The following is a 10,855-nucleotide window of genomic DNA, read 5'->3' as shown; positions in this document are numbered from 1 at the left end:
TTGAACTCAGGCGGGTAGTTCTTCATGACCACGAGATGTCCGTCCTCAGATCCTCAGGATCCAGTGTCTCGTGTGTCCAACATCAGGGGTCAAGGCCCCCGAGCGGGTCCGGCGTGCTGTTGATGGCGGCGACCTCCGCCATAAAGGGCGATGCCGCATCCGGCTCTAGGTGCGTGATGCCTCCCTCGACCATCTCCCGGTACTCCCGCAGCACCTGGGCTGCGGCCTGAGCAAAATGGTCGGTGATCGGCACAGCCATGAGGCGGTCATCTTCAGCCTCCGGCAACTCGTCATCTGTCATGGCCGGAGCCTACGGATACCCATCGACATGATGAGCGCCTTTTCATGACCAGTCACCCGTCACCGCGCGTACGTGAGGGGGTGAGCCGGCCGTGGCCCGCACCTTCTCCGCGGAGGACGCAGCGATCCGGCGTCAGCTTCACGCCGACGGCGTCAACCGCAACGGGATCGCCCGTCAGATGGGCTGGTCCGTCGGCACCATCACGAATCACGCGCAGCACCTCGGCCTCTCCTTCGACCGCGAGGGCTTCAGGGCCGACAGTGATTGCGGGAGCGGGCCGCCGTGGTGCGTGAGGTAGAGATCAACCCGCGCCTGGGTGACACATCTGGCGACGTCCCCGACCTCCTGGTCGAAGCCCGCACCACCAGTGGCCAATCGCTGACAGTACCTGGCGAGGTGAAGTGCAACTGGCACACCGAAGTCGTCACCGCTATCGCCGACCAACTCTTCCGGCGCTACCTGAAAAGCCCACGGGGGTCAGCAGGTGTATACATCGCTGTCTACTGCGGCGGCAATGCCTGGAGCGACGACGACAGCTGCCAAGCCAAGTCGGCCCGCCACACACCCGAGCGGCTCCGTAAAGACCTGCACCAGCACGCGGCAACGCTAGCTGACTGCGGGATCACCGCCCAGGTATGCGTGCTCAACGCCTCACTAGAAGACGGACCCGACCCAGCGGAGCCGTAGAGGGCGTGGCCGCTGGGGCGGGTACCGGGGGCGCGAAGGCACTGCTTCCACTCGGCGGTGGCTGGCATGCAGCTTGAGGCTTCAGCTCAACCAGGGACTCCACCGCCCCAGAGTTGTCTAAGTTGGTGACCCTCGACTCGACCAGGCAGACCGACTGCCAGGTCCCCAGCTCCAGTCGGCCGCCGATCACCGGCAGCGTGGCGTGGGGCGGGACCAGGGCCGGGAGTACGTGGTCGCGGCCGTGGCCGGGGCTGCCGTGGCGGTGCTGCCAGCGGTCGTCGGCGGGGAGCAGGTGGTGGAGCGCGGCCAGGAGGTCGTCGTCGCTGCCCGCGCCGGTCTCCAGTACGGCGATGCCGGCCGTGGCGTGGGGGACGAAGACGTTGAGCAGGCCGTCGCGGCCGGGCGCGGTGCGGGTGAGGAATTCTTCGCAGGCGCGCGTCAGGTCCGTGACGCTCTCGGCCGTACCCGTGGTGATGTTCAGGACCGTGGTGGTGAAGGTATCGGACATGCCTCCATCTTCACCCCACAGGCGTGAGATGACTCGTCCACGCTCCGAGACACCATTGACCGTGTCCCGACCGGATGGCCGCGTTCAGCGCCGTGCTCCGATCAGCTCCGCTCACTTCGCGCGGTCACATCGACCTGCTGCAAGTGCCTTCCGCCGTGTGTTGTCGCGGCCGCTGACGCACTCTCAGCGCTCTCCCCTTCAGGGCTTCCGGACTGTTTCCGGCCGCACGGCTGCGCCTGCGGTGTTCCTCCGCCCCCCTGCCCGTAGTCGCATCCGGATCCATGCCTCCCAACACCGCTGAGCGCGCCGCCCGCTCCTGCCTTCCCCTGTCCCGTCGGTCTCCGGTGGTCGTGCCGTGTGGGTACGGGGTACCTCGGCGTGTCCGCGTATCCGCACCTGGAGGAGGCGTACTGGTTCGGCGAGGGGGTCACGCCCGAGCCGGCCCGGCGCGGACTGCTGCCGACCGTTCCGCGTCGCCGCTGCTGGGCGAGGCCGGCGCCGACAACCGGACCGTCCCGGCTCCGGGGCGGGGCGCCGCTGCTGCTCGCCGGAGGCCGCCGAACCCTGCCACTGCGACGTGGACACCGGTGGACACCATCGGGGCTCCGGGACCCTCTCCCGTTCGGGAAGATCCCGGAGCCCCTCGCAGTTAGTAGAAGCGTGAACTTTTCTGGGGTGCGCGAGCTGGACGTGGTCGTGATCGGCGCGGGGCAGGCGGGGCTGTCCGCCGCCCACCACCTGCGCCGCGTCGGGCTGGAGCCGGACGTCGGCTTCGTCGTGCTGGACCATGCGCCCCGGCCGGGCGGGGCGTGGCAGTTCCGCTGGCCCTCGCTGACGTACGGCAAGGTCCACGGGATGCACGCGCTGCCGGGCATGGAGCTGACCGGCGCCGACCCCGACCGCCCCTCGTCGGAGGTGATCGGCGCGTATTTCGCCGCGTACGAGGAGCGCTTCGACCTGCGGGTCCACCGCCCGGTGGAGGTGAGCGCCGTACGGGAGGGAAGCGGCGGGCGGCTGCTCGTGGAGACATCCGAGGGACCGTATGCTCCGCGGGCCCTGATCAACGCGACCGGCACCTGGGACCGGCCGTTCTGGCCGCGCTACCCGGGCCAGGAGACGTTCCGGGGGCGGCAGTTGCACACGGCGAGCTACCCGGGGCCCGAAGAGTTCGCGAGGCAGCGTGTCATCGTGGTCGGGGGCGGCGCCTCCGGTACGCAGCACCTGATGGAGATCGCCGAGCACGCGGTCGGCACCTTCTGGGTGACCCGCAGCGAACCGGTCTTCCGCGAGGGGCCGTTCACCGAGGAGTGGGGGCGGGCGGCCGTGGCGATGGTGGAGGAGCGGGTACGCAACGGGCTGCCGCCGCGCAGCGTGGTCAGCGTGACCGGGCTGCCGATGACCGATGCGGTGCGGCGGGCCCGGGAGGAGGGGGTGTTGGACCGGCTGCCGATGTTCGACCGGATCACGCCGAGCGGCGTGGCCTGGGACGGCGGTCGTGTCGTCGAGGCCGATGTGATCCTGTGGGCGACCGGGTTCCGGCCCGCCGTGGAGCATCTGGCGCCGCTGAGACTGCGCGAGCCGGGTGGCGGCATCCGGGCCGAGGACACCCGCGCCGTCCGCGACGGACGTGTGCATCTCGTCGGGTACGGCCCGTCCGCCAGCACCATCGGCGCCAACCGCGCGGGCCGTGCGGCGGTCCGGTCGGTCATGCGGCTGCTGAAGGGGACCGGTGGCGGGCGGACCGACCGGGAATCCGGGGTGGCGGTCGTCGGCGCCCGCGTCGCGGAGGCGTGAACACGTCCGTCGGCGGACTCGGTCAGCTCGTGGTGGCGGAGCCGCGGTTGCGGTTGAACTCCTCGACGTTCTTCTGCTGCTCGTCGTAACTGTCGGTGAACCGGGTGTCGCCGGGGCCGACCGTGACGAAGTACAGCCAGGGCCCGGGTGTGGGGCTGACGGCCGCGCGCAGCGCCTCCTCCCCCGGGTTGCCGATGGGTGTCGGCGGCAGGCCCTTGATCCGGTAGCTGTTGTACGGACTGTCCAGCTGGGTGTCGGTGGTCGTCGTGTCCAGGGTGGAGCGCTTGAGGGCGTAGTTGATGGTGGAGTCCATCTGCAGCGGCATGTCCTTGAGCAGCCGGTTGTAGACGACCCGGGCCACCTTGCCCATGTCGGAGGCGGTGTCGGCCTCGGCCTGGACGATGCTGGCGATCGTGATCGTGTCGTAGACGGAGACGTTGTTGCGCTGGGCCCCTGCCGTGACATGGTCCGCGCCGAAGTGCTTGCGGGCGGTGGCGGCCATGTAGCGCAGCAGACCGGTGGGCTCGGTCTCTGCGTCGACCGGGTACGTGGCCGGGAAGAGATATCCCTCGGGGTTGCCCGCGGCCTCGGCGGGCAGAGCGAGGTCCACCGTCGACGCGGCCTTCCGCGTGCTGCCGGGCTTCAGGCCGAGCGCCTGGTCGACGGCCTCGTACACCTGCGAGGCGCGACGGCCCTCGGGGATCATCAGGGTGCTCCGCGTGCTCTCCTCCTCTTTCTGACGCTCGTCCGATCCGATCAGGGACAGCGGGATCAGGACGGCGGCCGACACGACGAGCAGTGCGCCGACTACCAGGACGATCTTCCCGCGGCGGGTCGGGCGGAGTCTGCGGCGGGGGCGGGCGTCCGGGGACTCGTTCACCATGCGGGCACGTTAACCCGGGGTGCGAGCCGCCGCCGGTAGCCCGGCCACGGCGTCGGCCCGGGCGACACGAACGCCGTAGCGGGCGACCGGAACACGCGGATCCCGGAACACACGAACACGGGATCGGGTGTTCGCTGGAACGTGTGATCGTCAGGAGATTCGCTGCTGTTCACTCGTCCGGGGCCTGATGATTGCAGAGCGCAGTCGACGGGCTGCAGACCGCTACTGCGCAGTCCCGCAGATGCACCACGTACGAGGAGAAGACCAGATGAACTTCCTGACCAACCTGCTTGCCGGCGTCGTCCACTTCGTGGGTTGGCTCGTCTGACCATTGCTCCGCCCGGCGCCGTCGCTCCCCGTCCCACGGGAGCGGCGGCGCCGCTGCGTTCACGTGTACGGGGCCGGCCGGCTCAGCCGTTCGCCGTGGCCGGTCCGGTGAAGGGCGGCAGAGCGGTGAACTCGGGTGCGACCGTCACCGCCGTCGCGAGGACGTCGAGCGTCCGGCGGACCCGGGTGAGCGGATGGTCCGGGAAATCCGTGTCCCACTGGGCGTGGTCCGCCGCGTGGAAGGGCAGCCCGCCCTGGACCTCGGGGGCGTAGGGGTGCGGCCGGAAGTACTGGTCGGGGCCGAGCTTGGCCAGCACCACCGCTTCCCGCATGCCCGTCATGCCGCGTTCCGCCGCCTGGACCTTCACGACGGTGCTGCATCCGGCGCGCGGCACGGTGAAGCTGCCGATGAACGCCTGGCCGCTGGGCTGTCCCGGCAGCGGCAGTTTGAGTATCTGGCGCAGGGCCGGCAGCTCGCCCAGTCGCTTCACCGACGCCTCGATGAGCCCGCCGCCCGCTTGTGCGGTGAAGTGGGTGAGGCCGTGGCGCAGGGACGGGCCGTCGTCCAGGGCCGCCGGCAGATCCGGCGGCAGGTCGAAGAAGTGCAACGACAGCACATCGCCGTGGTCGTTCAGCCAGGTGTCGGTGTCGACGGTTCGGTAGCCGGGGAGTTCCGCCCCGAGGAGAGCTCTCATGCGCGGCGATCATGCCGTACGCGTGCCGCGCCGGTCACGTCAGGGCCGGTCCCGCCGAGGTCCGTCAGAGGGCCGGGACCGGGGCCGGGTGGGAGTCGCGGCGGATCAGGGCGGCGTATCGGCCGTTGCGGTGGAGCAGCTCCTCGTGCGTACCGCGCTCGGCGGCCCGGCCGTCCTCCAGGACGACGATCTGGTCGGCGTCGCGGACGGTGGAGAGGCGGTGCGCGATGGTGAGCGTGGTCCGTCCGGCGGCCAGGGCGTCGATCGCTTCCTGCACGGCCTGTTCCGTACGGGTGTCGAGCGCGCTGGTCGCCTCGTCGAGGATCAGCACCGGCGGGTCGCGCAGGATGGTGCGGGCGATGGCGAGGCGCTGCTTCTCGCCGCCCGAGAAGCGGTAGCCGCGCTCGCCGACGAGGGTGTCGTAGCCATCGGGCAGGGAGGCGATGTGGTCGTGGATCTGCGCGGCGCGGGCCGCGTCCTCGATCTCCTCGTCGGTGGCGTCCGGCTTGGCGAAGCGCAGGTTGTCGGCGACCGAGGCGTGGAAGAGGTAGGTCTCCTGGGAGACGACGCCGACCGCTCGGGCGAGAGTGTCGAAGTCCAGGTCGCGGACGTCGACCCCGTCGAGCGTGACCCGGCCGCCGGTGACGTCGTACAGCCGGGGCACGAGGTAGCTCAGGGTCGACTTGCCGGAACCGGTGGACCCGACGACCGCGAGGCCGGCCCCCGCGGGGACGGTCACATCGATGCCGGTGAGCGTCGGGCCGTTCTTCTCGTCGTAGCTGAAGTCGACGTTCTCGAAGGCGATCTCGCCGCGGATCTTCTCCAGGCGGACCGGCTTCTCCGGTTCGGTGATGTCCACCGTGAGGTCGAGGTACTCGAAGATGCGCTGGAAGAGGGCGAGGGAGGTCTGCATCTGCACACCGGTGGAGAGCAGGCTGACCGCCGGGCGGAACAGCCCCTGCTGGAGCGTGACGAAGGCGACCAGCGTGCCGAGGGAGACGGCGGTGGCGCCGGACTGGAGGGTGAGTCCGGCCGCCCAGTAGATGACCGCGGGCATGGCGGCCATCACGATGCCGATCGTGGACATCCGCCAGCGGCCGGCCATGCTGGAGCGCACTTCGAGGTCGACCAGACGCTCGGACTCCTCGGCGAAGCCCTGGGTGAGGGAGTCGGAGCGGCCCATCGTGCGGCCGAGCAGGATGCCGCTGACCGAGAGGGACTCGGTGACTGTGGCGGCCATCGCGGCCATCTGCTTCTGGCGCTGGGTGGTGATCCTCTTGCGTTCCCGGCCCACCCGGCGGCTGATCGCTACGAAGACCGGCAGCAGGAGCAGCGAGACGACGGTGAGCCGCCAGTCGAGGGCGAGCATGGCGACGACGGTCGCGATGACGGCCGTGAGGTTGGAGACCAGGGAGGTCGCGGTGGAGGTGACCGTCGCCTGCATGCCGCCGATGTCGTTGGCGATACGGGACTGGACCTCGCCCGTGCGGGTGCGGGTGAAGAAGGCGAGCGGCATCCGCTGGAGCTGGGTGTAGACGGCGGTGCGCAGGTCGTGCATGACGCGCTGACCGACCGTGGTCGAGATCAGCGTCTGGAGCACGCCGAAGACACTGGTCACCACGGCGGTGAGGATCATGCCGAGCGCCAGCAGGGTCAGCAGGCCCGTGCGTCCCTGCGGGATGGCGGTGTCCAGGATCTCGCGCAGCAGGAACGGGGAGGCGACCGACACCAGGGAGGAGGCGCCGACCAGCAGGCCGACGACGGCGAGGCGGCCGCGGTAGGGGTGGAAGAGCCGGAGGATGCGGCGCACCTCGGCGGGCGGCCGGTCTGCGGCATGGGCGTCAGGTGGGGGCGTCCACGTGGGTTCGTCGGGTTTCATGGGCTCCTTCGTCGGGCGTGAGGCGCGGCCGGGCTCTCCCGGCCTCGCACATGGAGAGCCTAGCTCATTGTTACCTGTACTCACAATGAACAAGGTCCTGATATCGTTCCCGTATGGACGCCCCAGATTCCCCCGGTTCGCATGGCCCGCCCGGCTCCTCGAGCTCCCCCGGCTCCCCCGACACCGACGGCATGCTCGCCGAGCAGTTGCTGCGGCTGACCCGTCGGCTGCACCGCATCCAGACCCGCCAGCTGGAGCCGATCGACATCACTCCGGCCCAGTTCCGGCTCCTGCGGACGGTCGCGAGCTACGACGCGGCCCCCCGGATGGCGGATCTCGCCCGGCGCCTGGACGTCGTTCCGCGCGCCGTGACGACGCTGGTCGACGCGCTGGAGGCGAGCGGCCGGGTGCGCCGCGCCGCGGACCCCGACAGCCGCCGGGTGGTCCGCGTCGAGATCACGGACGAGGGGCGCGCCACGCTGCGATCCCTGCGCAGCGCGCGCCGGGCGGCCGCGGAGGAGATCCTGGCGCCATTGACCACCGATCAGCGCGAGGTGCTCGGCGGGCTGCTGTCCGCTCTGGTCGACGGCATGCCGGAACGCCGCTGCTGAGCGCGACAGCACGCCGGAACACCACTGCCGAGCACCGCGCCGAGCCGCCGAGGAGATGGCCGACATGCCGCTGCTGGAGCCCGACCCGGAAGCCCTGCGCCCAGGAACGGCACGGGAACCCGCCCCCGACCGGGTCACCGACCGCAGCGCCGAGGGCACCCCGGAGCCGCTGCGCGGCGAGCTGACGGCCCTGCTCGGTGCGGACAAGGTGCTCTGGAAGATCTCCGACCTCGTGCGGTACGCCTCCGACGCCAGCCCCTACCGCTTCCTCCCCAAGGTCGTGCTGGTCCCCGAGGACCTCGACGACGTCTCCGCGATCCTGTCGTACGCCCACGGCAAGGCGCGTGACGTGGTCTTCCGGGCCGCCGGCACCAGCCTCAACGGCCAGGCACAGGGTGAGGACATCCTCGTCGACGTACGCCGCCACTGGACCGGCGTCGAGGTGCTGGCCGACGGGGCGCGGGCCCGGATCCGGCCCGGGACGACGGTGCTGCGGGCCAACATCACCCTCGCCCGGTACGGCAGGCTGCTGGGCCCCGACCCGGCCAGCGCCATCGCCTGCACCGTCGGCGGGGTCGTCGCCAACAACGCCTCGGGCATGACCGCGGGCACCACCCGCAACTCCTACCGGACACTCGCCTCGCTCACCTTCGTCCTGCCGAGCGGCACCGTCGTCGACACCGCCGACCCCGCCGCCGACGAGAAACTGGCCCGCGCCGAGCCGGAGCTGTGCGCGGGGCTGATGGAGCTGAAGGCGGAGATCGAGGCGGACGAGGAGCTGACCGCCCGGATCCGCGCCAAGTACACGATCAAGAACACCAACGGCTATCGCCTGGACGCCTTCCTCGACGGGGCGACGCCGGTGCAGATCCTGCGCGGGCTGATGGTCGGCTCCGAGGGGACGTTCGGATTCATCTCCGAGGTCGTCTTCGACACCCTGCCGCTGGACCGGCGGATCTCCAGCGCCCTGCTCTTCTTCCCCTCCCTCACCGCCGCCGCGGCCGCCGCGCCCCGGTTCAACGAGGCGGGGGCCATCGCCGTGGAGCTGATGGACGGCAACACCCTGCGCGCCTCCGTCAGCGTGCCGGGCGTTCCGGCGGACTGGGCGGCACTGCCCCGGACCACGACCGCACTGCTGGTGGAGTTCCGGGCGGCCGACGAGGCGGGCCGGGAGGCGTTCGAGCGGGCGGCCGACGCCGTCGTCGCCGATCTGGACCTGGTCGTCCCGGCCGCTTCGGTGACCAACGCGTTCACTCGGGACGCCGGGACGATCGCCGGGTACTGGAAGGCCCGCAAGGCGTTCGTCACGGCGGTCGGCGGGTCACGGCCCTCGGGCACCACCCTGATCACGGAGGACTTCGCGGTGCCGCCCGCCCAGCTGGCGGATGCCTGCGAGGCGCTGCTGGAGCTCCAGTCGCGCCATGGCTTCGACGCCGCCGTGGCCGGTCACGCCGCCCACGGCAATCTGCACTTCCTGCTCGCGTTCGACGCGGGGAAGCCGGCCGACGTCGAGCGGTACGACGCGTTCATGCGGGAGTTCTGCGCGCTGGTCGTGGACCGGTTCGACGGGTCGCTCAAGGCGGAGCACGCCACCGGACGCAATATCGCGCCGTTCCTTGAGCGGGAGTGGGGGCCGCGCGCCACCGAGCTGATGTGGCGGACGAAGCAGGTCATCGATCCCGCCGGGGTCCTCGCTCCGCGGATCGTCCTGGACCGGGACCCCCGGGCCCATCTGCGGGGTCTGAAGACCATTCCGAAGGTCGAGGCGGTGGCCGACCCGTGCATCGAGTGCGGCTTCTGCGAACCGACCTGCCCCAGCGAGGATCTGACGACCACTCCGCGCCAGCGGATCGTGCTGCGCCGGGAGATGATGCGCCAGACCGACGGCTCACCGGTGGAGGCCGGACTCCTCGACGCCTATGGATACGACGCCGTGGACACCTGCGCCGGGGACTCCACCTGCAAGCTCGCCTGCCCGGTCGGCATCGACACCGGGGCGATGATGAAAGGCTTCCGGCACCGCAGGCACACACCGCGCGAGGAACGGATCGCCGCGCTCACCGCGAAGAACTTCCGGGTGGTGGAGGCCTCGGCCCGGCTCGCCGTCGCGGCGGCCGGCACGGTCGGGGAGCGGGTGGGCGACGGTCCGCTCCAGGCCGTGACGCGGCTCGCCCGCAAGGCCGTCCGCCCCGACCTCGTACCGGAGTGGCTGCCGCAGATCCCCGGTGCTGCGGCCCGGCGGCTGCCGCGCACCACCCGCGTCGGGGCGAGCGCGGTCTACTACCCGGCCTGCGTCAACCGCATCTTCGCCGGGCCGGACGGGATGCCGGGCCTGTCCCTGGCAGAGGCGGTGGTCACCGTGTCCGGGCGGGCCGGGAAGCCGGTGTGGATCCCCGAGGACGTCGCGGGGACGTGCTGTGCGACGATCTGGCACTCCAAGGGCTACGCCGCGGGCAACAGGATCATGGCGAACCGCATCGTGGAGGCCGCCTGGGCCTGGACGGCGGGCGGCACGCTGCCGCTGGTCGTGGACGCGTCCTCGTGCACGCTCGGCATCGCCGAGGAGGTGGTGCCCTACCTCACCGAGGACAACCGGGCGCTGCACCGCGAACTGACCGTCGTGGACTCGCTGGTGTGGGCGGCCGACGAACTGCTGCCGGAGCTGACGGTGTTCCGCACCGCCGGGTCGGCCGTCGTGCATCCGACCTGTTCGATGGAGCACCTGGGTGACGTGGGGCAGTTGCGCGCGCTGGCCGAGGCCTGCGCCGACGAGGTCGTGGTGCCGGACGACGCGGGGTGCTGCGCGTTCGCGGGCGACCGGGGCATGCTGCACAAGGAGTTGACCGACTCGGCGACGGCCAAGGAGGCGGCCGAGGTCGGCCGCCGTCCCTACGACGCCTATCTGTCGGCTAACCGGATGTGCGAGATCGGCATGGAACGCGCCACCGGGCACCCCTACCGCTCGGCGCTGATCGAGCTGGAGCACGCCACCCGGCCGACCGTCCGCTGAGCCTCTGACGGCAGGCGTGAACACCCCGACCTCCTCCCCGCCGAGCACCTGAAAAGCGTGCACAACTGAGCGTTCCGAGGCCCCAACTGGTTGCACCAGTTGGGGCTTTCGCACGCCGTGACGAAAGTCCAAGGTTTGAGGACGAGAGTCCAAATACCTC

Annotated in this window: 9 protein-coding genes and 1 pseudogene; 5 read left to right on the top strand and 5 right to left on the bottom strand. The window is 70.9% G+C overall.

Translation table 11 applies throughout. The features are described from left to right. Positions 1-82: 82 nt before the first annotated feature. Complete coding sequence (locus tag IG90_RS0112915; RefSeq protein WP_030582317.1) at positions 83-301, bottom strand: hypothetical protein; 219 nt, start codon at positions 299-301, stop codon at positions 83-85. 91 nt (positions 302-392) lie between these two features. Between IG90_RS0112915 and IG90_RS0112910 the strand changes: the two genes are divergently transcribed. Together IG90_RS0112910 and IG90_RS44795 are read left to right on the top strand one after the other, a co-directional pair. Continuing rightward, the gene (locus IG90_RS0112910) at positions 393-599 is read left to right on the top strand and encodes a hypothetical protein (RefSeq protein WP_030582314.1); all 207 of its coding nucleotides are present in this window, start codon (positions 393-395) and stop codon (positions 597-599) included. Next, positions 584-988 (top strand): hypothetical protein, encoded by a 405-nt coding sequence (locus tag IG90_RS44795; protein WP_167344992.1) that lies wholly within the window; start codon positions 584-586, stop codon positions 986-988. Before IG90_RS0112910 ends, IG90_RS44795 begins: the two co-directional genes overlap by 16 nt. 112 nt (positions 989-1,100) lie before the next feature. Here the strand turns inward: IG90_RS44795 and IG90_RS0112905 are convergent. Next, positions 1,101-1,496, bottom strand: a pseudogene (locus IG90_RS0112905) (YjbQ family protein); the annotation flags it as partial. A gap of 660 nt (positions 1,497-2,156) precedes the next feature. Between IG90_RS0112905 and IG90_RS0112900 the strand changes: the two are divergent. Then, positions 2,157-3,290, top strand: coding sequence for an NAD(P)-binding domain-containing protein (locus tag IG90_RS0112900; protein WP_030582308.1), 1,134 nt, complete (start codon positions 2,157-2,159; stop codon positions 3,288-3,290). 22 nt (positions 3,291-3,312) lie between these two features. Here IG90_RS0112900 and mltG read toward each other — a convergent pair whose 3' ends face one another. The 3 genes from mltG to IG90_RS0112885 all read right to left on the bottom strand — a co-directional run bounded on the left by mltG (position 3,313) and on the right by IG90_RS0112885 (position 7,074). Continuing rightward, positions 3,313-4,173 (bottom strand): endolytic transglycosylase MltG, encoded by an 861-nt coding sequence (mltG, locus tag IG90_RS0112895; protein ID WP_030582306.1) that lies wholly within the window; start codon positions 4,171-4,173, stop codon positions 3,313-3,315. Between the two features lie 410 nt (positions 4,174-4,583). After that, positions 4,584-5,195 (bottom strand): hypothetical protein, encoded by a 612-nt coding sequence (locus IG90_RS0112890; RefSeq protein WP_030582303.1) that lies wholly within the window; start codon positions 5,193-5,195, stop codon positions 4,584-4,586. A 64-nt stretch (positions 5,196-5,259) separates the two neighbouring features. Next, entirely contained in the window at positions 5,260-7,074 is a 1,815-nt protein-coding gene (locus IG90_RS0112885) for an ABC transporter ATP-binding protein (RefSeq protein ID WP_030582300.1), read from the bottom strand. A gap of 113 nt (positions 7,075-7,187) precedes the next feature. Here IG90_RS0112885 and IG90_RS0112880 point away from each other — a divergent pair, with 113 nt between their 5' ends. Together IG90_RS0112880 and IG90_RS0112875 are read left to right on the top strand one after the other, a co-directional pair. Continuing rightward, entirely contained in the window at positions 7,188-7,685 is a 498-nt protein-coding gene (locus tag IG90_RS0112880) for a MarR family winged helix-turn-helix transcriptional regulator (RefSeq protein WP_030582297.1), read from the top strand. Between the two features lie 64 nt (positions 7,686-7,749). Further along, entirely contained in the window at positions 7,750-10,695 is a 2,946-nt protein-coding gene (locus IG90_RS0112875; RefSeq protein ID WP_030582295.1) for an FAD-binding and (Fe-S)-binding domain-containing protein, read from the top strand. Positions 10,696-10,855: the final 160 nt, after the last annotated feature.

Origin of the sequence: Streptomyces anulatus, from assembly GCF_000721175.1 — a bacterium.
Lineage (GTDB): Bacteria > Actinomycetota > Actinomycetes > Streptomycetales > Streptomycetaceae > Streptomyces > Streptomyces anulatus_C.
This window is presented reverse-complemented; position numbering and strand designations above follow the sequence as displayed.